23 protein-coding genes are annotated in these 19,056 nt (G+C 72.2%); 15 read left to right on the top strand and 8 right to left on the bottom strand.

Annotation, left to right across the window (positions count from 1 at the left end; all coding sequences use genetic code 11):
* Window positions 1–6: 6 nt before the first annotated feature.
* Window positions 7–912: a mycothiol synthase gene (mshD, locus tag ACZ7PG_RS19830; protein WP_470240476.1), complete on the bottom strand. Its 906-nt coding sequence runs from the start codon at window positions 910–912 to the stop codon at window positions 7–9.
* Window positions 913–982: 70 nt separating this feature from the next.
* Complete coding sequence (locus ACZ7PG_RS19825; RefSeq protein WP_470240475.1) at window positions 983–1,735, bottom strand: winged helix-turn-helix transcriptional regulator; 753 nt, start codon at window positions 1,733–1,735, stop codon at window positions 983–985.
* A 152-nt stretch (window positions 1,736–1,887) separates the two neighbouring features.
* Between ACZ7PG_RS19825 and ACZ7PG_RS19820 the strand changes: the two genes are divergently transcribed.
* From ACZ7PG_RS19820 to ACZ7PG_RS19780, 9 genes are all read left to right on the top strand, one after another.
* A complete protein-coding gene (locus tag ACZ7PG_RS19820; protein WP_470240474.1) occupies window positions 1,888–2,787 on the top strand; it encodes an LmeA family phospholipid-binding protein in 900 nt (299 codons plus the stop codon).
* 11 nt (window positions 2,788–2,798) lie between these two features.
* On the top strand, window positions 2,799–3,224 hold the full coding sequence (locus ACZ7PG_RS19815; RefSeq protein WP_470240473.1) for a TlpA family protein disulfide reductase: 426 nt from the start codon (window positions 2,799–2,801) through the stop codon (window positions 3,222–3,224).
* Window positions 3,225–3,487: 263 nt separating this feature from the next.
* On the top strand, window positions 3,488–3,919 hold the full coding sequence (locus ACZ7PG_RS19810) for a DUF4395 domain-containing protein (RefSeq protein WP_470240472.1): 432 nt from the start codon (window positions 3,488–3,490) through the stop codon (window positions 3,917–3,919).
* Between the two features lie 30 nt (window positions 3,920–3,949).
* On the top strand, window positions 3,950–4,786 hold the full coding sequence (locus tag ACZ7PG_RS19805; RefSeq protein WP_470240471.1) for a sulfurtransferase: 837 nt from the start codon (window positions 3,950–3,952) through the stop codon (window positions 4,784–4,786).
* Window positions 4,786–5,097: a DUF1416 domain-containing protein gene (locus tag ACZ7PG_RS19800; protein WP_470240470.1), complete on the top strand. Its 312-nt coding sequence runs from the start codon at window positions 4,786–4,788 to the stop codon at window positions 5,095–5,097. Before ACZ7PG_RS19805 ends, ACZ7PG_RS19800 begins: the two co-directional genes overlap by 1 nt.
* Before the next feature lie 240 nt (window positions 5,098–5,337).
* Window positions 5,338–5,952 (top strand): heme-binding beta-barrel domain-containing protein, encoded by a 615-nt coding sequence (locus ACZ7PG_RS19795; RefSeq protein ID WP_470240469.1) that lies wholly within the window; start codon window positions 5,338–5,340, stop codon window positions 5,950–5,952.
* Window positions 5,953–5,956: 4 nt separating this feature from the next.
* Entirely contained in the window at window positions 5,957–6,553 is a 597-nt protein-coding gene (locus ACZ7PG_RS19790) for a 5-oxoprolinase subunit B family protein (protein ID WP_470240468.1), read from the top strand.
* Window positions 6,550–7,395 carry a 5-oxoprolinase subunit C family protein gene (locus ACZ7PG_RS19785; protein WP_470240467.1) on the top strand — a complete coding sequence of 282 codons (846 nt, stop codon included), beginning with the start codon at window positions 6,550–6,552 and terminating at the stop codon, window positions 7,393–7,395. The genes ACZ7PG_RS19790 and ACZ7PG_RS19785 overlap by 4 nt, the downstream gene beginning before the upstream one ends.
* 98 nt (window positions 7,396–7,493) lie before the next feature.
* Window positions 7,494–7,913, top strand: a complete 420-nt coding sequence (locus ACZ7PG_RS19780; protein ID WP_470240466.1) for a hypothetical protein — start codon at window positions 7,494–7,496, stop codon at window positions 7,911–7,913.
* Here the strand turns inward: ACZ7PG_RS19780 and ACZ7PG_RS19775 are convergent.
* Window positions 7,892–8,740, bottom strand: a complete 849-nt coding sequence (locus ACZ7PG_RS19775) for an aminodeoxychorismate lyase (protein WP_470240465.1) — start codon at window positions 8,738–8,740, stop codon at window positions 7,892–7,894. The genes ACZ7PG_RS19780 and ACZ7PG_RS19775 overlap by 22 nt on opposite strands.
* A 31-nt stretch (window positions 8,741–8,771) precedes the next feature.
* On the opposite strand from ACZ7PG_RS19775, the gene ygfZ reads away from it, so the two are divergent.
* Genes ygfZ through ACZ7PG_RS19760 form a run of 3 tightly spaced genes read left to right on the top strand, consistent with a single transcriptional unit; the run spans window position 8,772 to window position 11,447 of the window.
* Window positions 8,772–9,902 (top strand): CAF17-like 4Fe-4S cluster assembly/insertion protein YgfZ, encoded by a 1,131-nt coding sequence (gene ygfZ / locus ACZ7PG_RS19770; RefSeq protein ID WP_470240464.1) that lies wholly within the window; start codon window positions 8,772–8,774, stop codon window positions 9,900–9,902.
* Between the two features lie 49 nt (window positions 9,903–9,951).
* Window positions 9,952–10,515 (top strand): RsiG family protein, encoded by a 564-nt coding sequence (locus tag ACZ7PG_RS19765; RefSeq protein WP_470240463.1) that lies wholly within the window; start codon window positions 9,952–9,954, stop codon window positions 10,513–10,515.
* Complete coding sequence (locus tag ACZ7PG_RS19760) at window positions 10,512–11,447, top strand: asparaginase (protein ID WP_470240462.1); 936 nt, start codon at window positions 10,512–10,514, stop codon at window positions 11,445–11,447. Before ACZ7PG_RS19765 ends, ACZ7PG_RS19760 begins: the two co-directional genes overlap by 4 nt.
* On the opposite strand, the gene ACZ7PG_RS19755 is transcribed toward ACZ7PG_RS19760, so the two are convergent.
* Window positions 11,444–12,340 (bottom strand): DUF8083 family protein, encoded by an 897-nt coding sequence (locus ACZ7PG_RS19755; protein ID WP_470240461.1) that lies wholly within the window; start codon window positions 12,338–12,340, stop codon window positions 11,444–11,446. The two genes, ACZ7PG_RS19760 and ACZ7PG_RS19755, sit on opposite strands and share 4 nt — an antisense overlap.
* A 207-nt stretch (window positions 12,341–12,547) precedes the next feature.
* Between ACZ7PG_RS19755 and ACZ7PG_RS19750 the strand changes: the two genes are divergently transcribed.
* From ACZ7PG_RS19750 to ACZ7PG_RS19740, 3 genes are all read left to right on the top strand, one after another.
* The gene (locus tag ACZ7PG_RS19750; RefSeq protein ID WP_470240460.1) at window positions 12,548–12,742 is read left to right on the top strand and encodes a DUF3073 domain-containing protein; all 195 of its coding nucleotides are present in this window, start codon (window positions 12,548–12,550) and stop codon (window positions 12,740–12,742) included.
* A gap of 109 nt (window positions 12,743–12,851) precedes the next feature.
* Complete coding sequence (locus ACZ7PG_RS19745; RefSeq protein WP_470240459.1) at window positions 12,852–13,706, top strand: 3-hydroxybutyryl-CoA dehydrogenase; 855 nt, start codon at window positions 12,852–12,854, stop codon at window positions 13,704–13,706.
* A gap of 59 nt (window positions 13,707–13,765) precedes the next feature.
* The gene (locus ACZ7PG_RS19740) at window positions 13,766–14,602 is read left to right on the top strand and encodes an alpha/beta fold hydrolase (RefSeq protein WP_470240458.1); all 837 of its coding nucleotides are present in this window, start codon (window positions 13,766–13,768) and stop codon (window positions 14,600–14,602) included.
* Here ACZ7PG_RS19740 and ACZ7PG_RS19735 read toward each other — a convergent pair.
* The 4 genes from ACZ7PG_RS19735 to ACZ7PG_RS19720 all read right to left on the bottom strand — a co-directional run bounded on the left by ACZ7PG_RS19735 (window position 14,584) and on the right by ACZ7PG_RS19720 (window position 18,996).
* A complete protein-coding gene (locus ACZ7PG_RS19735; protein WP_470240457.1) occupies window positions 14,584–15,423 on the bottom strand; it encodes an ECF transporter S component family protein in 840 nt (279 codons plus the stop codon). The genes ACZ7PG_RS19740 and ACZ7PG_RS19735 overlap by 19 nt on opposite strands.
* A gap of 297 nt (window positions 15,424–15,720) precedes the next feature.
* Complete coding sequence (locus tag ACZ7PG_RS19730) at window positions 15,721–17,319, bottom strand: ABC transporter ATP-binding protein (protein WP_470240456.1); 1,599 nt, start codon at window positions 17,317–17,319, stop codon at window positions 15,721–15,723.
* A complete protein-coding gene (locus ACZ7PG_RS19725; RefSeq protein ID WP_470240455.1) occupies window positions 17,316–18,377 on the bottom strand; it encodes a CbiQ family ECF transporter T component in 1,062 nt (353 codons plus the stop codon). The genes ACZ7PG_RS19730 and ACZ7PG_RS19725 overlap by 4 nt, the downstream gene beginning before the upstream one ends.
* Window positions 18,367–18,996 (bottom strand): hypothetical protein, encoded by a 630-nt coding sequence (locus ACZ7PG_RS19720; RefSeq protein ID WP_470240454.1) that lies wholly within the window; start codon window positions 18,994–18,996, stop codon window positions 18,367–18,369. Before ACZ7PG_RS19720 ends, ACZ7PG_RS19725 begins: the two co-directional genes overlap by 11 nt.
* Between the last annotated feature and the right edge of the window lie 60 nt (window positions 18,997–19,056).

The following is a 19,056-nucleotide window of genomic DNA, read 5'->3' as shown; positions in this document are numbered from 1 at the left end:
TCGTGGTCACCGACCGTACTGGACGTCGGTTTCGTGACGCGTGAACCCGAGCTTGGTGTAGACCGCCAGCGCCGGCGCGTTGTCGCCCTCGACGTACAGGATGATCTGCCGCAGCCCCCGGCTCGCGAGGTACCGCAGCCCGGCGAGCGTCAGCGCCCGCCCCAGCCCGCCACCCTGCGCCGCCGGGTCGACGCCGACGACGTAGACCTCGCCGACGCGCTCGCCGTCGAAGCGCCCCGGCGTCGCCTCGTGGACCTTCGTCCAGTGGAAGCCGATCACTTCGCCGTCCTGCTCGGCGAGGAAGAAGCCGTCGGCGTCGAACCACGACCGGGCCTCGTCCGCGCGGAGGTCCTCGGCGGTCAGCGCGCCCTGTTCGGGGTGCCAGTCGAAGGCCCGCGCGTTCACCCTGATGACGGCGTCCTCGTCCTGCCCCGGCACGAACGTCCGCAGCGAGACGCCGTCGCGCAGCCGCGGCTCCGGCCAGTCGGCGCCCTCGACGTCGGTGTGCAGGATCAGCAGCTCGCGCTTGCGCTCCAGGCCGGTGCGCACGGCCAGCTGCCGCGCGGCGGGGTGGTCGCCGTGCGCCCAGATGCGGAAGCCGACCGCGGCGCGCTCGTCGACGGCCTGAAGCAGCTTCACGCCGTAGCCGCGGTTGCGGTGGGCGGGGTGCACCAACAGCTCGGCGACCTGGTGCCCGAAGGAGTCGCCGGTGGTGTCGAGGTGGGCGTAGCCGACGACCTCGCCCTCGACGCAGGCCACGAGGTGCTCACCGCCGTCGAACTCACCCGGCAGCGGCCCCTGGGGCTCGACCTCGGGCCGCCCGTCGGCCTCGCGCACGGCCAGCAGCACCCCGCGCACGTCCTCGAGCTGCTGCTCGTCCAGCTCCTGGCGCCACTCGCCTTCTCCGCTCACCCCGTGACCGTACCCGGGCCGGACGCAACGCGACCGGTGTGCGAGACGTCTCCTGGTGGCGGAAGGGGAGTCAGTGCGCGTGTTCGGGAGTGTCGGCCGGGACCTCGGCCGCCTGCTGCGCGGGCACGTTCGCCCGCACGCCGCCCTTGGCGGGCCGCTCGAACTTGTAGCCGACGTTGCGCACGGTGCCGATCATCTGCTCGTGCTCCGGGCCGAGCTTGGCGCGCAGCCGCCGCACGTGGACGTCGACCGTCCGGGTGCCGCCGAAGAAGTCGTAGCCCCAGACCTCCTGCAGCAGCTGGGCGCGGGTGAACACCCGGCCGGCGTGCTGGGCGAGGTACTTGAGCAGCTCGAACTCCTTGTAGGTGAGCTCGAGGGTGCGCTTGCGCAGGCGGGCGGTGTAGGTCGCCTCGTCGATGACCAGCTCGCCGACCCGCAGCTCGGCTTCGACCTGGGCGGAGCCGCCGTCGCGGGTCGTGACCAGCCGCAGCCGCGCGTCGACCTCGGCCGGGCCCGCGGTGGGCAAGAGGATGTCGTCGGTGCGCCACTCGGCGCTGACGGCCACCAGACCGCCCTCGCCGACGACGGCGATGATCGGGGTGGCCGCCTCGTCTTCACCGGTGCCCTTGAGCAGGCGGCAGAGGCTCTTCGCCGAGGCCAGGTCGCTGCGGGCGTCGAGGACGATCACGTCCCGGTGGCCCGCGTCGAGCAGGGCCGTCACCTCGGGAGGGCGGACGCGTACGGTGTGCGGCAGCAGGTCCAGCGCGGGAAGCACCGCGGTGGCGTCGGCTTCCGCGGTCAGCACCAGAAGGTCCAGGCTCATGAGCCGCACCGCCTTCACAAATCGTCGCCTCACCGTGGCGTTGTTCGGTGCTAAGTGAGAATAGCGGCTCGACGGCCCGGTACCTAACCCTTGCTGGATCGATCACACCTGGAGAAACACCGGTGGACCCGACGAACAGGAGTACGGACGCGATGGTGAGCAGGCCCGTGACCCGGGACGACCGACCCGCACCGAGGCCGGACGCGCGGCGCCGCGGACGCCGGGCGAGGCGCTGGGTGATCGCCCTCGTCGTCCTGGTGCTGCTGCTGGTCGGCGCCGACTTCGGGGCGGCCGCGTACGCCGAGCACATGATCTCCCAGAAGGCCCGCACGCAGCTGCAGCTGACCGACGACCCGTCGGTGACGATCCACGGCTTCCCGTTCCTCACGCAGGCGCTGGGCGGTGACTACAGTCACATCAGCGTGTCCGCGGCCGGCGTTCCGGTCGGCGACAAGCTGCAGGACGTCGCGCTCAACGCCGAGCTCGAGGACGTCAACGCGCCGCTGTCGGACCTCACGAACGGCAACACGAAGGCGATCACCATCGGCAAGCTGACCGGCGCCGTCACCATCAAGGCCGCCGACCTCGCCCGCATGTCGCCGCTCGACAAGATCAAGGAGCTGCGGATCGAGCCGGCGACCACGGACTACGTCGAGAACGGCGACAGCGGGCAGAGCGAGCCGACGCCGACCCCGACGACGACCACCGAGGGCCAGGCCGACCAGGACGAGTCGAGCACCGGCGTCCGCATTTCGGGACACCTTCCGTTCGCGGGCAAGGATCTGGAAATCTTCTGCTTCGCGATGATCGAGGCCGACGCGAAGGACGGGACGATCAACTTCATCCCGAAGCGGCTGCAGTTCGGGAATGACCAGGAGACCACCGTCGTTCCGGCTGCTGTGCAGAAGGCGCTGATGCCGAACTTCGGCGCCTCGATCAACACGAAGGACCTGCCGCTGTCGGTCACCCCGACCGGCGTGCGGGTGCAGAGCGGATCGGTGACGATCAAGGGCGAAGCGACGAACGTGTCGTTCGCGCAGCTGAGCAAGTAGGGAGGCGGCCGGTGACGGGGCTGTGGGTGCTCGTGGCGGTACTGGTGGCCGGGTCGGCCGCCGGCCTGCTGCTGAAGGCCCGCAACGGCCGCGTGCGGGACGCCAAGCCCGCCCGTGCGCTGCCCGGCCCCGTCGCCGACGTCCTCGACCCGGCGTCCGCCGTGACGCTGGTCCAGATCTCCACCACCTTCTGCGCGCCGTGCCGGCACGCGAAGGCCGTGCTCGAACCCCTGGCCGAGCGCACCGACGGCCTGCACCACGTCGAGCTCGACGTGACGAACCAGCCGGAGGTCGCGCAGTCCCTCTCCGTGCTGCGGACGCCGACCACGATCGCGCTGACCCCGGACGGCCGGGAGCTGCTGCGCGTCGGCGGCGTCCCCAAGGGCCCCGAGCTGCTGGACGCGCTCCGGCCGCATCTCACCAGCCGGACGCCCTGACCAGGGCATGTCCCACGTACCGGGAATCGTCCCAAGGTATGAACGTGGTTCCCACTCTGAGGGAGCTCTGGGTACCCTCGCACCCGTGACCAGGCTGACCACCTTCTTGACGCAGCGACGCGCAGTCGACTTCTGCCGCGTCCGCAGCAGCCTGTGTCGCACTCACTCCGACCGGCGCTGAACCACGCCCGGAACCAGCCAGCCCCGAAGCCGCTGAAGCGTGCCGTTCGCACGCACCCCCCTCTGCTCCAGCTGGAGGAACCATGTCCGCCGGACCGGCCGTCGACCCGCGGGGCCCGCGGTTCGCCGCCATCCTGACCACGATCGTGCTCGCGGTCGTCCTGGTCACCCAGTGGTGGCCGCTGCTGGCGATCCAGACCGTCGTGTTCGCCATCGGCGCGTTCGTCGGGCTGAAGCCCGCGCCCTATTCGATCGTGTACCGGACGCTCGTGGCGCCGCGCCTCGGCCCGACCGACGAGCGGGAGGACGCGGCACCGCTGCGGTTCGCCCAGGCCGTCGGGTTCGTGTTCGCCCTCGTCGGCACCGTCGGCTTCGCGGTGGGAATCGTCCCGCTCGGCATCGTCGCGACGGCCTTCGCGCTCTTCGCGGCCTTCCTCAACGCGGCCTTCGACTTCTGCCTCGGCTGCGAAATGTTCTTGCTCCTCAAGCGCTTCACCCCCGCCCGCGCGTCCTGAAAGTTCAACCCCAGAAAGAGAGTCCGTTCCATGAGCCGTGAAGACGTCCTGGTCACCACCCAGTGGGCCGAGGAGAACCTGGACACCCCCGGCGTCGTGTTCGCCGAGGTCGACGAGGACACCACCGCGTACGACGGCGGCCACATCCGGGGCGCGGTGAAGTTCGACTGGCGGAAGGACCTTCAGGACGGGGTGCGCCGCGACTTCGTCTCCAAGGAGGGCTTCGAGAAGCTCCTGTCGGAGAAGGGCATCTCGAACGACGACCGCGTGATCCTCTACGGCGGCAACAACAACTGGTTCGCCGCCTACGCGTACTGGTACTTCAAGCTCTACGGCCACGAGAACGTCCAGCTGCTCGACGGCGGGCGCAAGAAGTGGGAGCTCGACGGCCGTGAGCTGAGCTCCGACGAGGTCAAGCGCGCCGCCACCGACTACAAAGCCCAGGACCAGGACCTGTCCCTGCGCGCGTTCCGCGACGAGGTCGTCCAGTCCATCGGCGCGAAGAACTTCGTCGACGTCCGGTCGCCGGACGAGTTCTCCGGCAAACTGCTCGCCCCGGCGCACCTGCCGCAGGAGCAGTCGCAGGTCCCCGGCCACATCCCGGGCGCGCTGAACGTGCCGTGGGCGAAGGTCGCCAACGAGGACGGCACCTTCAAGACCGAGAGCGAGATCGACGAGCTCTACAAGGAGCAGGGCATCGACGCGAGCAAGGGCACCATCGCCTACTGCCGCATCGGCGAGCGTTCGTCCATCGCGTGGTTCGCGCTGCATGAGCTGCTCGGCCACGAGGACGTGAAGAACTACGACGGTTCGTGGACGGAATACGGCTCGCTCGTCGGCGTGCCGGTCGAGTTGGGAGCCAAGTGATGGCGGTCGACGACAGCTGCGGCGCACCGGTCCAGGAGGCCACGCCGGCGGACTACGACACCAAGGGCCAGGTCGTGCTCGCGGGCAAGGTGACCGGCGCGGACGGGCCGGTCGGCGGCGCGTTCGTCCGGCTCCTCGACGGCGGCGGCGACTTCACCGGCGAGGTCGTTTCCTCGGCCGACGGTGACTTCCGCTTCTACGCGGCACCGGGTGCCTGGACGGTGCGCGCGCTGCACCGCACCGGCAACGGCGAAGCGTCCGTGACGGCGGAGGGCCCGGGCCTGCACCAGCTGGCCATCTCGGTCGGTTGAGTCTCGTTCTTTCGTGAAGGCCTTCCTGCTCCGGCAGGGAGGCCTTCACGGCGTTCAGGGGTCCTGTGGCGGTGACCGTGCTCACCGCGGCGACCCTGCGCCGGGCCGGCTGAGCGGCGGCGGACTATCCTGCTGGACGTGGAAGCTCTGTTTACGACCTTGCTGGTGCTGGCGGGCGTCGCCATCACCTGGTTCGCCGTGTACGTCGTCTACCGGCTTTACGCGGACCAGCGCTGACCCATGACCGCCAGCGGCGACGACGCCATCGCAGCAGCGGAGATGCGCGCGGAGAGCACTCGCGAGCGCAACCTTCCGCTGTGGGACGACCTGCCCATCCCCAATGACACCGCGAACCTGCGTGAGGGGCCGAACCTCAACGACGCCTGCCTCGCGCTGCTGCCGCTCGTCGGCGTCTGGCGCGGTGAGGGCGAGGTCGACTACCCGACCATCGAGGGCCCCCGCAAGTTCGCGCAGCAGCTGACGATCTCGCACGACGGCCGCCCGTTCCTCGTGCACGAGGCGCGCGCGTGGCTGCTGGACGACGACGGCAACGTCATCCGCCCCGCCGCCCGCGAGTCCGGGTTCTGGCGGCCGCAGGAAGACGACACGATCGAGCTGCTGCTCACGCACAACACCGGCATCGTCGAGCTGTACTACGGCAAGCCGCGCAACCAGACGTCCTGGGAGCTCGGCACCGACGCGGTGATCCGCACGGCCTCGGCGAAGGACGTCACCGGGGCGCAGCGCCTCTACGGCCTGATCGAAGGCTCCCTCGGCTACGTCGAGGAACGCGCCATGATGGGCCAGGAGATGCAGCCGCACACCTCGGCCCTGCTGCGCCGCGTCGTCGGCTGACGCCGTGCGCTGGCGGCGCTGTGGCGAGGACGCCGCCCTGCTGGACTGCGACTCGCTCGAGCAGATGCGGGCGGCGCACGCGACCGTGTCCGCCGCCCGCCCCGAAGGCGTCGCCGACCTCGTTCCCGGCGCGCGCAGCCTGCTGGTGATCGGTGGGGTGGCCGCCGTGAAAGCCCTGCTGGACGGCGCCGACCTCACCCATCCGCCCGCCGGCGAGCCCCGCGAAGTCACGCTCGACGTCCGCTACGACGGCGAAGACCTCGCCTTGGTCGCCGCGGACGCCGGGATCTCCGCCGACGCCGTCGCCGACCTGCACACCGACGCTGTCTACACGGTCGCGTTCACCGGGTTCGCGCCCGGGTTCGGCTACCTGACGGGACTTCCGGAGCCGCTGCGGCAGCCGCGGCTGGAGTCCCCGCGCACCCGCGTCCCGGCCGGCTCGGTGGGGCTGGCGGGCGAGTTCACCGGCGTCTACCCGCGCGAGTCGCCCGGCGGCTGGCGGCTGCTCGGGCACACGACGGCGACGCTGTTCGACCCGCACGCCGACCCGCCCGCTCTCTTCGCGCCGGGCGACCGCGTCCGCTTCCGGCGCGTCCGATGAGGTCCGTGGAGGTCCTCGACCCGGGGCGGTACGCGCTGGTCGAGGACCTCGGCCGGCCCGGCTACGCGCACCTCGGCGTCGCGCCGTCCGGGGCACTCGACACGGCCTCGCTGCGGCTGGCGAACCGCCTGGCCGGCAACCCTTCGACGGCTGCCGGGATCGAAGCGCTGCTCGGCGGCCTCTCGGTGCGGCTCACGGCGTCGGCGACGGTCGCGGTCACCGGCCCGGCGGTCGACGTCCGGGTCGACGGCCGTCCGGTCGGCTCCCACGCGCCGGTGCCGGTCCGCGCCGGGCAGACGCTGGCGGTCGGCACGCCGTCGACCGGCCTGCGCTGCTACCTGGCGGTGTCCGGCGGGATCGCCGTCGACCCGGTGCTGGGCAGCCGCTCGCGCGACGTCCTGTCCGGCATCGGGCCCGAACCACTGAGCGCCGGCGACGTGCTCCCGCTCGGCGAGCCAGGGATCCCGGCGGGTGCGGACGTCGTCGTCCCCGTCCCGGCCCCGGGCGAACTCGTGGTGCCGGTGACACCCGGCCCCCGCGACGACTGGCTCGACGACCCGGCCCGCGGGCTGTCGGCGTGGTGGACGGTCACGGCCGAGTCGAACCGCGTCGGCCTGCGCCTCGACGGGACACCGCTGCGCCGGGTCACCGACGGCGAGCTGCCCAGCGAAGGCGTGGTCACCGGGGCGATCCAGGTGCCGCCGAGCGGGTTGCCGGTGGTGTTCCTCGCCGACCACCCGACCACCGGCGGCTACCCCGTCGCGGCCGTCGTGCGGTCGGGTGCGCTGAGCGCGCTCGCGCAAGCTCGGCCGGGCACCCGGGTGCGGTTCCGGATGTCCTGAAAGTCCTGTACCGCCACGCGGGTGAGACCCGGATCACCTGGTGCACCCGTCCGCGTGAGAGCTGGAACCATGTCGCGCCGTCACCCGTCCTCATAGGCGTGGAGAAGGTGACGATCAGCGGTGGCACGGGTTTCCTCGACGTGAACACGCGGGAGCGGGCGGAGCTGCCCCAGGCCCTGCGGATCGCACTGGCCACCGGTCAGCTGCGCCGCCCGCTCGCCACCACGCTCGGCCCGGTCCTCGACCTGCTCGTCGACGGCGACTACCGGGTGAGCGGCCCGGAACGGCTGCCCGACGACCAGCTGCTCACCCCCACCGACGTCTGGCCGCCGTCCGACGAAGCCCGCGTCGGCTACTACCGGACCGCCATCCGCACCGGGCACCGCCCGGTCGCGGTCGTGCTGGCCGACGGCGACCGCGACCTGATCATCGACGGGCACCACAAGATCGCCGCCTACCGCGCCGAAGAGGTCGCGCCGGCGATCGTGCGGATCGCTCAGGCGTATTCGCTCTCGTAGGCCGCCACCAGCTCGGCGTACAGCGCCGATGAGTCCGGCAGCCGCTCGCCGTCCAGCGTGTGCACGCGGGTCAGCTTGCGCACGCTCGATGCCATGAAGACGCCGTCGCCCTCGACGAGGTCGCGGACGGTCAGCGGCTCGACCTTGACCGACCAGCCCGCCTTCTCGGCGCCCCGGAAGAGCGCGGCCTGCGTCGTGCCCGGGAGGATGCCGATGGTCGACGGCGGTGTGTAGAGCGTCCGGCCCTTCGCCAGCACCACGGTCGAGGTCGGCCCTTCGAACACCGAGCCGTCGGCGGCGGTGAAAATCACATCTTCGGCGCCACGACGGCCGGCTTCGCGCACCGCGGCCATGTTCACGGCGTACGACAACGGCTTCGCGCCGAGCAGCAGCCAGGGCGCGCGCTCGGCGAGGTCCGGCGGGAAACCGCGTTCGAGGGTGATCGCGGCGACGCCCTCGGCGCGGGCCCGCAAGATCGACGGCGAGACCTCGGAACCGAGCGCGAACCCGGTCGGCACCGCGTCGGGGTCGCCGTCGGAACCCCTGGTGTACACCAGTTTCAGCGCCATTTCGGAGCTGCCGGACCACCGTTCGAGGACCGCTTCGACCACGCGTTCCCACGCGCTCAGGTCGGGCTCGGGCAGGTCGAGCATGGCGGCCGAGCGGGCCAGCCGCTCGAGGTGCGGACGCAGCTCACGGGGCTTGCCGTCGACGACCAGGATCGTCTCGAAGACGCCGTCACCGCGCTGCAGACCGAGGTCGTCGACCTTGATCTGGGCGACGTCGGGGTCGGCCGGGGTTCCGTCGAGGAGGACGAGCACGCGCATGCGCTCACGGTACTCACCTAGGCTGGGCGGTATGCCGTACCGCTCGCCGCTGCTGGACGTGCCCGGATCGATCCCCCCACCCGACGATCACCCGGAACCCGGAGTCCCCTGGCACTGGGGAGACCCGTTCGCGGAGCAGCGCACGGCCGCGCGCGGCGTGGTCGTGATCGACCGATCGCACCGGGAGATCCTCGCCGTCAGCGGGGAAGAGCGGCTTTCGTGGCTGCACCTGGTGATCTCGCAGCACGTGACCGAGCTGGCCGAGGGAACCGGCACCGAGGCGCTGGTGCTCGACAGCCAGGGCCGCGTCGAGACGCACATGGTGGTCGCGCACGTCGGCGGCACCGTCTACCTCGACACCGACCCGGGCACGAGCGTCACCAGCGCGCTGCCCAAGGGCGGCCCGCAGACGCTGCTCGAGTACCTCGAAGCCATGAAGTTCTGGTCCAAGGTGGACATCCGCGACGCGACGGACGAGTTCGCGCTGCTCACCGTGCTCGGCCCGGACGCCGAGCGCGTGCTGAGCGCGGCCGGCGTCGAGGTCGGGACGGAGCCGTACGCGGTGGCGGCCCTGCCCGGCGGCGGCTTCGCGCGGCGGATGCCGTGGCCCGGCCGGTCGAGCGTCGACCTGGCGGTGCCGCGAGCCGACCTGGCCGCCTGGTGGAAGCGGCTCACCGACGCGGGCGCCCGCGCGGCGGGCAGCTGGGTGTTCGACGCGCTGCGCGTCGAGTCGCTGCGGCCGCGGCTGGGGGTGGACACCGACGAGCGCACGATTCCGCACGAGGTGAACTGGGTCGGCTCGGCCGCGCACGTCGCGAAGGGCTGCTACCGCGGTCAGGAGACGGTGTCGAAGGTCCACAACGTGGGACGCCCGCCGCGCAACCTCCTCCTGCTGCACCTGGACGGTTCGCCCGAGGTGCGCCCGGAGACCGGCGACCCGGTGCTGCTCGACGGCCGGACCGTCGGCCGGGTCGGCACGGTGATCCAGCACCACGAGCTCGGCCCGATCGCGTTGGCGCTGGTCAAGCGGTCCACTCCGGTGGACGCCGAGCTGCTGACCGGCTCGGCGGACAACCTCGTCCAGGCCGCGATCGACCCCGACTCCGTCCCGTCGGAGCAGCCCGCGCCGGGTCGCGCGGCGGCGGCGCGACTTCGTGGCTGAACAAAAGCCCCTGACAGCGAGATCACGCTCAACCGGGATAAACTGCGCTGTGATCGAAGTGCGGCCCGGCGGCAGGCGGCGGATCGACCGCGTGCTCGGCCCGGGGTACCTCAGCGGCCTGGGTGAACTGCCGCTGAAGGTGCTGCGCGAGCGGCGCGACGAAGCCGCGCAGGAAGAGACGGACCTGTCGTACCTGCGCAGGCTGCTGCACGCCCGGATCGACATCGTGCGCGCGGAGCAGTCGCGGCGCAGCTCCGGCGGCGAGTCCAGCATCGTCGACCAGCTGGCCACGATCCTGGCGGACAACGCGCTGGGCCCGGCCGCGGGTTCCGGGCGCCACCAGCAGCTGGAGCCGTCGCGGGCCGGCGAGCACCGCCGGCACGCCGAGGCCCTGATCGGCGACACGGATCTCACCGACGTCGGATCACTGACGGACGAGAAGCTCGCCTCCGCTTTGGACACCTACGCCAGCGAAGAGCTGTCGGTGTCGTCCTTCCGGCGTGAGGTCCAGGGCGTGATGGACACGTTCAACGCGGAGATCGCGCGGCGGTACCAGCAGGGTTCGGCCACTGTGGACGAGCTGCTGGAGAGCGAAGGCGGGCACGGCGAGTGACGAACCCCGTCCTCGCCGAAGTCGTCCGCTCCGGTTTCGTCGAAAGCGTCCACCGCGGCGCGCTCGTGATCACCGGCCCCGAAGGCGACGCGCGCCTGGCCCTCGGCGACGTGACCTCGCCGGTCTTCCCGCGCTCGTCCAACAAGCCGCTGCAGGCCGTCGGGATGCTGCGGGCGGGCCTGGACTTCACCGGCGAAGACCTCGCGCTGGCGTGCGCGTCGCACTCCGGCGAACCCGGGCACGTCAAGCGGGTCATCGAGCTCCTGCAGGACGCCGGGCTGCGCGAAGGCGACCTCGCGTGCCCGCCCGACTTCCCGCTGCACGTGCCGAGCATGCGCGACGCCGCCGAGCCGCGGCGCGTGATGATGAACTGTTCGGGCAAGCACACGGCGATGCTGACGACGTGCGTCCGCGCAGGCTGGCCGACGGACGGCTACGAGTCCCCGGACCACCCGCTGCAACAGGCGATCGCGACGGCGGTCGCGGACCTGACGGGCGAGCCGATCGCCCACACGGGCATCGACGGCTGCGGCGCGCCCCTGTTCGCGTTCTCGTTGACGGCACTGGCCCGCGCGTTCGGCCGGGTGGCGCTCGCGGCGGACGGGCCGGCGCGGACGGTCGCCTCGGCGATGCGCGAAAACCCGTGGCTGGTCGCGGGCACCGGCCGCGAGGACACGGAGCTGATGTCCACGGTGGACGGTCTGGTGTCCAAGGGTGGCGCGGAGGGCGTCCACGCGTTCGCGCTCCCGGACGGGTTCGCGATGGCCCTGAAGATCGACGACGGCAACAAGCGGGCCTGCGCCCCACTGGCGGTCGAGGCGCTGCGCTACCTCGGGGTCGACGTGTCGGCCCTCGGCGAACTGGCCCACGGCTCGGTGCTCGGCGGCGGGCAGCCGGTGGGCGAAGTGCGCGTGCCCGAGCTGCGCGGCTAGTTCGAGCGTTCGCGGGACGCCAGGTCGCCCCAGAACTCGCGCAGGTCGGAGAACAGCTCGGCCAGCTCCTCGACGTTGCCCGAGCGCAGCGCGTCCAGGATGTCGTGGACCTCGTCCGCGGTGTTGTCGGCCTCCAGGATCGGGTCCGCGAACAGCTGCACCAGCCCGCCGTAGTCGAGCTCGACCACGGAGTCCGGGTGGAAGTTGTCCAGCCACCGCCGCGTCTCGAACAGCACGCGGCCCGGCCCGGAGTCGCCGAACGTCTGCTCCAGCAGCTCACCGGCCTCGCGGGCCCGGTGCTGCGCGTCGGCGAGGGTGGTGCGCCAGGAAACCTCGCGCTTCGGGTCGTCGCGGCCGCCGCCGAGCACCAGCCGGCGCTCGTCCGGGTCGATCAGCACGAACCACGGCAGCGGGACGGTCCAGGTCGTCGACAGCGTGTGCGCCGCCGACGTGCTCAGGTCCGCCATCGCCGACTTCGTCCGCCCGCGGATCGTCTCCTGGGTGAAGCCGCCCTCGTCGAGGACGACGTTCTTCAACGCCGGGTGCGCGTCGCCGAGGAAGGTGACCAGCGCGGCGGCCGAGCGGGCCCGCAGCTCCAGCGGGCACACGAACGGCCCGTGCTCGGCCTTGCCCTCCGGCACGTCCCCGGCCGCGAGCACCAGGACGTCGGTGTGCAGGCTCGGTGCGGGACGCCCGTCGGCCAGCTCGGCGGGCAGCAACCGCCGCGGCGCGGCGACCTGTGACTTGAGCCACATGGCCTGCTCGCGCGCGCCCGCGTCCGTCCGCCGGAGCTTGGCTGCCGCGACGGCCGCACGCAGCCGTTCGTCCGGCGGATCGCCCAAGGCGAGCAGGGGCTCGTACACCCGCAAGTAGGCCACGAAGGGACGGAGCACGAGTAGATCGTGGCACGCCTACCAGCGCCGATCGCCACCGACCGGCCGGTAACCGGCGTCCGGCGGACACTGTCACCACCGGCACACCGTGCCACGTCGCATCGAACCCCCCGGACACGGTACGGTGTGAGCAGGAAAGAATTGTCGAGACGATGCGGGGCCGCCGATTCCCCCGGCCGCCCCGCCCCTGTGCGAGGGGGTCGAGCCATGGGGCGCGGCCGGGCTAAGGCCAAGCAGACGAAGGTGGCGCGCGAGCTCAAGTACAGCTCGCACGAGACCGACTTCGATGCTTTGCAGCGCGAGCTGTCGACCGGTTCCTCTAGTGGTCACTACGAGGAGCCCGAGTCCGATAGCGATGATCAAGACCCGTACGACGACGGGTACGGCGAGTACCGTCGTTGAGCACGCGTAACCGCGCGAGGGCATAGCCGGACACAATCCGGCGACCGCCCTCGCGCGCTGTGTGCTGCCCACAAAACGGGGCTGCGAAGGCGATGAAGGAGTTGAGCCGGTGGTAAGTCGGGTTGGAGTCGTCGGGGCGGGCCTCATGGGGTCCGGCATCGCCGAGGTGCACGCCCGGTCCGGAGTGGACGTCCTGGTCACCGAGGTGAACCAGCCGGCGCTCGACGCCGGGAAGGCCCGGATCGAGAAGTCGCTGCAACGCGGCGTCAAGAACGGCAAGCTCTCTTCCGAAGACGCCGAGGCGGCGCTGAGCCGCCTCCGCTTCACGACGGACATCGCCGAGTTCGCCGACCGCGAACTGGTCATCGAGGCGATCCTCGAGCAGGAGCAGGCGAAGGTCGACGTCTTCCGCCAGCTGGACAAGATCGTCGAGGCGGAGGACGCGCTGTTCGCGTCCAACACCTCGTCGATCCCGATCATGAAGCTGGGCATGGCGACGAGCCGGCCGCAGCAGGTGGTCGGCATCCACTTCTTCAACCCCGTGCCGGTGCTGCCGCTGGTCGAGCTGGTGCCCTCGCTGCTGACCAGTGAGGAGACGGCCCGCCGCGCGGAGGAGCACGCGACGACGGCGCTGGGCAAGACCGTCATCCGGTCGCAGGACCGCGCCGGGTTCATCGTGAACTCGCTGCTGGTGCCGTACCTGCTCTCCGCGATCCGCATGATCGAGTCGGGCTTCGCGTCGGCCGAGGACATCGACCGCGGCATGGAGCTGGGCACCGCCCACCCGATGGGCCCGCTGCGCCTGTCCGACCTGATCGGGCTGGACACGATCAAGGCCATCGCGGACTCGATGTACGCGGAGTTCAAGGAGCCGCTGTACTCGTCGCCGCCGCTGCTGCTGCGCATGGTCGACGCGGGCCTGCTGGGCAAGAAGACCGGCCGGGGCTTCTACTCCTACGGCTGATCGATCTTTCGTCACGCCCGGCCGGCACCTTCGCCGGCCGGGCGTTTTAGTGTCGGGGTATGCCTTCCCCCCACGGTGTGACGACGTTCGTCTTCGCCGCCGGCGCCAACGGCGTCTCGGCCGCGCCCGACGAGCTGGTCCTGCGCGGACACCGCGGTGTCGGCGTTCCCCAGCCCGGTCAGCAGTACCGGCTCTCCTACCAGGCACCCCAGGACCTCGCGGCGTTCGCGACGGAACCGTCGGCGCTGGCCGGCGTCACGGTCGCCGACCAGGTGGCGGCCACGGTCGAGGTGGTCCGCCGCGCGGCGGCGCACGGCCCGGTCGTGCTGGTCGGCGCCAGCATCGGCGGCGCGATGGTCAGCCTGGTCGCGGACGTGGTGCCGGACCTGATCGACCTCCTCGTCTACGACACGGCGTTCTGCTGCGTCGACCTGGCCACCCCGGACGAGTACATGGCCACCCCGGAGGCGGCGTCGTCCCGGGTCGGCGACCTGCTGGGGTTCGTCGCGGCCGACCCGTCGGTGATCGGCGCGATCCGGTTCAACTGGCGCACCGCGGACCGCGGCCTGCTGACGGCGGCGAAGGAGGCGTTCCTGGCGGAAGGCACGGACGCCGAGTTCTACGCGTTCCTCAACTCGATGGCCCCGGACGACCTCCTCGGCAAGGGCGCGACCCCGGCCCGCGGCGACCGTGCCCGCTGGGGCCGCGTGCCGCGGGTGTACGTCCGGCACCTGCGCGACCGGATCGTGCCGCTGGAGCTGCAGGACCGCATGATCCGCGAGGCCGACGCGGCCACGCCCGGCAACCGGTTCCGCGTGGTCGACCTCGACACGAGCCACGTCCCGGACGCCGCCCGGTTCGCCGAGCTGGTCGACCTCTACGACACGCTGGCCTGATCGAAGCTCACGGGCGCGTCGAAGGCCGCCCGCCGGGCGGCGCGCCGCAGCACCCCCAGGACGGCCGGCCCGAGCAGGACGATCGCGACGGCGTTGGTGATCGCGCGGCCGGTGTCCCAGCCGAGGGTCGACGTCAGGACCGTGAACACGGCGAACCGGTGCAGGTTGTCCGCCAGCGGCGCACCGGGGACGAACCCGAGCCCGGCGGTGGCACCGGTGCCGGTACCGGCGAGGAACGGCCACGACCACAGGCTCATAAGCAGCCCGAAGAAGTAGGCCGCGAAGACGCCGTACGCCACGAGCAGCGCGATTTCCGCCTTCCCGCGCGGTTTCCGCGGCAGCAGCCCGGCACCGAGCCCGATGAGCGACGACGCGAGCATCTGGAACGGCAGCCACGGCCCGACCCCGGCGGTGAGCAACGCGCTCGTGAACAGCGAAGTCGAGCCGAGCACGAACCCGAAACCGGGCCCGAACACCCGCCCGGCGAGCACGAGCAGGAAGAAGACGAGCTCGATGCCCCCGGTCCCGGCCCCGAGCGGCCGCAGGCCGGCGTTGACCGCCGAGAGCACCCCGAGCAGGGCGAGCGCTTTGGCATCGATGCCCCCACGGGAGAGTTCGGCGAGGACGACGAGGATCAGCACCGGCAGGGTCGCCATGAAGACGAAGGGAGCATCGGCGGTGTGCGCGGCCGCGGCCGGCGTGGGGTGCGCGAGCAGCGGCCAGCAGAACATGGCGAGGCCGAGGACGGTCGCGGTGCCGAGGACCAGGGCGGGTCGCAGGGTGACGCGCACCGCGCGCGGTGAGCCGAGGAAGTCACTCACGCCGAGACCTCCGAGACCTCCGAGAGCGGCCGCGAGAGGAGGCAGCGCGCCGGGCGGCCTGCTGCGCCGAGACGCTGGGCATCGCCCGGCCGCGCCCAGCTGAACTCCGCGCCATCGGACGAGCGGGAGCGCCGCACGATGCCGGGGCCCGCCCCTCCGCCTTCCTCCTCGAGCCGCTGGGCATCGCCCGGCCGCGCGAGTCTCTGGCCCGCTGAACTCCGCGCCATCGCGTGCGCCGGGCCGCGCGAGCCGCCCGCCTCTCGGCCCCCGCCCGCTCGGCGGCCTGCGCCTTCCTCCTCATGCCAGCGCCTCCGCGACCTCGTCCACCGTGAGCCACGGCTCCGGGGCCAAGATCTTCGCCACCTGCGGGGCGAACGCCGGCGACGCGACGATCACCTCCTTCGTCGGGCCGTCCGCGACCACCTCTCCCTCGGCCATCACCACCACGCGGTGCGCCACCGTCGCCACGAACTCGACGTCGTGCGTGGCCAGCAGTACCGCGTGGCCCTGCGAGGCCAGCTCTCGCAGGGTTGCCGCGAAGCGCTTTTTCGCGTGGTAGTCCAGGCCGCGGGTGGGCTCGTCGAGCAGCACGACCGGTGGGGCCGACGCCAGCTGGATCGCCAGCACCAACGCCAGTCGCTGCCCTTCGGATAGATCGCCGGGGTGCGCTTCACCGGCTATCCCGGGGGCGAGGCGGTCCAGCATGGCCCGGGCCGTTCCCGCCGCGACCTCCGATTCGGTGTCGGCCTGTGCGCACTCGGCGTCGACCGAATCGAGGTACAGCAGGTCGGCTGGGGTCTGCGGGACCAGTCCGACGCGCTGACGGGCCACTCGTGGCTTGAGCGACGCCGGATCCGCACCACCGACGTCGACCTCTCCCGCCGACCTCGGCCCGCTGCCCTGCACCGCCCAGAGGAGCGACGACTTGCCGGAGCCGTTGCGTCCCATCAGCGCGACCACTTCCCCCGGCCCGACGCGCAGGTCCACCCCGCGCACCGCCAGGACATCGCCGTACCGGACCACCACCCCTCTCACGTCCAGTGCTCGACCGGTCACCGAGAGAGTACGACGCACCACCGACAATTTCGCGAGCCGCGAGCGCAGCGGCCCGGCGACCCGCCGCGCGTCCCGCACCGACAGCGGCAACGGCGACCACCCCGCCAGCCGCCCGAGCTCGGCGATCGGCGGTGCGATGGCCGACGTCGCCAGGATCTCCGCGGGCGAACCGGACTGCACCGAACCGTCGCCCGGCAGGTACAGCACCCGGTCCGCGTACTGCGCCACCCGCTCCATCCGGTGCTCCGCCACGACCACCGTCGTCCCGAGATCGTGCACCAGGCGGGTGATCGCCGCCAGCACGTCCTCGGCCGCCGTCGGGTCCAGTGCCGACGTCGGCTCGTCGAGCACCACGACGGAAGGGTGCGCCGTCAGCACCGAGCCGATCGCCACGCGCTGCTGCTGCCCGCCCGACAGAGTCCGAAGTGGACGGTTGCGCAGCTCCGCGATTCCCAGCAGGTCAAGGGCTTCCTCGACGCGCTTGCGCATGACGTCCGGCGCCACCGCGAGCTGCTCCATCGCGTACGCCAGCTCCTCCTCGACGGTGTCCGTCACGAACCCCGACAGCGGGTCCTGCCCGACGACGCCGACAACCGAAGCCAGCTCACGCGGCGGGTGGGACGCCGTGTCCAGGCCGCCCACCAGCACCCGCCCGGCCAGCCGCCCGCCGGTGAAGTGCGGGACGAGCCCGTTGATCGCGCCGAGGAACGTCGACTTGCCGGCGCCGGTCGGCCCCGCGACCAGGCACAGCTCACCCTCCTCCACCAGCAGCGAGACGTCCGAAAGCACCGGCCGTGACGCGTCCGGGTAGGTCACCGTGACCCGCGAGAACTCGATCACCGGGTCACCCCCGGCGCGGGAGGCGCCACGAACGCGGGCACCACCGCGATGAGCAGGGACACCACGTGGACCACCGAAACCTCCGGCCACCGCAACGGACTCAACGACGGGTACAGATTCCCCGGATCGACCTGCGCGGAAAGGAAGAGCGAGACGCACGACCCGATCCCGGCCAGCACGACCAGCGTCTCCGGCCACCGCCACGGGTCCGGCCGGTACGCCGTCCGCCGCACGCGCCGGCCGCCGAGGACGAACCCCACGACCGCGACCGCCAGCCCCGCCGCCAGCAGGGGCACGCCGAGCCACGACGACGTCCCGTCGAGCACGCCGTAGACGCCGACGCACACGCCGGCCAGCCCGGACAGGACGCACGAAGCGATCAGCGCCCGCACGCCGGGGCTCAGGTACGCCCGGCGCCCGTAGCCCCGGGAGTCCATCGCGGCCGCGAGCCGCAGCGACCGGTCCATCGCATCCGCCAGCACCGGCACCACGATGCCCTTGACCGCCCGCGGCCCGCGAGTCCGCCCTGCCCGCAGCCGCCGGGCCCGCCGCACGCGCTGCACGCTCTCGACGAGCTGCGGCGCCACCGTCAGGGCCACCGTGACCGCCGTGCCCACCTCGTACAGCGCGCCGGGGACCGCCTTGAGCAGGCGTTTCGGGTTGGCCAGCGCGTTCGCCGCGCCGATGCAGACGACCATCGTCGCCAGTCGCAGGCCATCGTAGAACCCGCCGAGCAACGCCTCGGCCGACGTCGGCCCGAGCAGGGACAACCCGGCGGTCAGCGGGATCCGCGGCAGCGCGAGGAGCACGTGCCCGCCGTCCTCGCCGCCGACCAGGATCCGGAACAGCACGCGCGACGCGACGATCAGCGCGCCGACGTACGCGTAGAGCCGGAACGCCAGCGCCCACGGCGCGTCACTCCGGCGGTTCGCGACGACGAACCCCGCGACGGCGATGATCAGGCCGAGCAGCAGCGGGTTCGTCGTCCGGCTGGCGGCGACGGCCAGCGCGAGCGCCCAGACCCACCAGGCGCCGGGGTGCAGCGCCCTAGCTCGCACGCCGGCGACGCGCGACGACGATCCCGGCGCCGGCGACCACCACGATCACCACGGCCCCGATGACCAGGCCCCACGGGAACGAACTGCCCTGCTCAGCAGGTGCCTGAGCAGGCGTGGCCGCCTGCCGCACGGGGGCCACCTTGGGCGGCGTGGGCAGGTCATTGGCCGACTTCGGCTTCGCGAACGCCCAGCCTTCGAAGCCGTTCGCGACCGGCTTCGACGTCTGCGCGCCCTCCTGGCTCGACTCCCAGGCGCCACCCGCCGACGCGTGCCAGTAGCTCCAGTACGCCGTCGCCGACGGCATCCCCGCGCACGACTCGACGTCCGGCCCCGGCTTGCCGTCGATCCGGCAGGCCACGGCGAGGCCGTACTTCTGCGAGCCGGCGACGTCGACGCCGGCCGCCTGCAGCGCCGCGATGCCGTTCGCCGGCGTGCCGGGGGCGCAGCGGATCAGCGGCTGCGGGCCCAGGTCGCCGAAGTCGACGACCACCGTGACCCCGGCGCCCTCGGCGCAGGACCCGTCGGTGCCGGTCGCCGAGGCCGGCGCGGCCCCGGCGAGGCACGCCCCCAGCAGCAGGGCAGAGGCAGCGGAAAAACGGGCGAAGCGCGCGGCGATCATGCGAGAACCATAACCAGCGGTGGACGTGGTTCCGGCGCGACGAGCGACACACCTAGACTG

The organism is Amycolatopsis sp. NPDC114504, assembly GCF_055633595.1.
Note: the sequence above shows the minus strand (reverse complement) of the source record. Positions and strands in the feature narration are given on the sequence as shown.

Bases quoted from the DNA above. Each gene is read 5' to 3' on its own strand.
- ACZ7PG_RS19825 (WP_470240475.1), bottom strand. From the start codon at position 1,735: ATGAGCCTGGACCTTCTGGTGCTGACCGCGGAAGCCGACGCCACCGCG.
- ACZ7PG_RS19820 (WP_470240474.1), top strand. From the start codon at position 1,888: ATGGTGAGCAGGCCCGTGACCCGGGACGACCGACCCGCACCGAGGCCG.
- ACZ7PG_RS19810 (WP_470240472.1), top strand. From the start codon at position 3,488: ATGTCCGCCGGACCGGCCGTCGACCCGCGGGGCCCGCGGTTCGCCGCC.
- ACZ7PG_RS19805 (WP_470240471.1), top strand. From the start codon at position 3,950: ATGAGCCGTGAAGACGTCCTGGTCACCACCCAGTGGGCCGAGGAGAAC.
- ACZ7PG_RS19800 (WP_470240470.1), top strand. From the start codon at position 4,786: ATGGCGGTCGACGACAGCTGCGGCGCACCGGTCCAGGAGGCCACGCCG.
- ACZ7PG_RS19795 (WP_470240469.1), top strand. From the start codon at position 5,338: ATGACCGCCAGCGGCGACGACGCCATCGCAGCAGCGGAGATGCGCGCG.
- ACZ7PG_RS19785 (WP_470240467.1), top strand. From the start codon at position 6,550: ATGAGGTCCGTGGAGGTCCTCGACCCGGGGCGGTACGCGCTGGTCGAG.
- ACZ7PG_RS19775 (WP_470240465.1), bottom strand. From the start codon at position 8,740: ATGCGCGTGCTCGTCCTCCTCGACGGAACCCCGGCCGACCCCGACGTC.
- ygfZ (WP_470240464.1), top strand. From the start codon at position 8,772: ATGCCGTACCGCTCGCCGCTGCTGGACGTGCCCGGATCGATCCCCCCA.
- ACZ7PG_RS19750 (WP_470240460.1), top strand. From the start codon at position 12,548: ATGGGGCGCGGCCGGGCTAAGGCCAAGCAGACGAAGGTGGCGCGCGAG.
- ACZ7PG_RS19740 (WP_470240458.1), top strand. From the start codon at position 13,766: ATGCCTTCCCCCCACGGTGTGACGACGTTCGTCTTCGCCGCCGGCGCC.
- ACZ7PG_RS19720 (WP_470240454.1), bottom strand. From the start codon at position 18,996: ATGATCGCCGCGCGCTTCGCCCGTTTTTCCGCTGCCTCTGCCCTGCTG.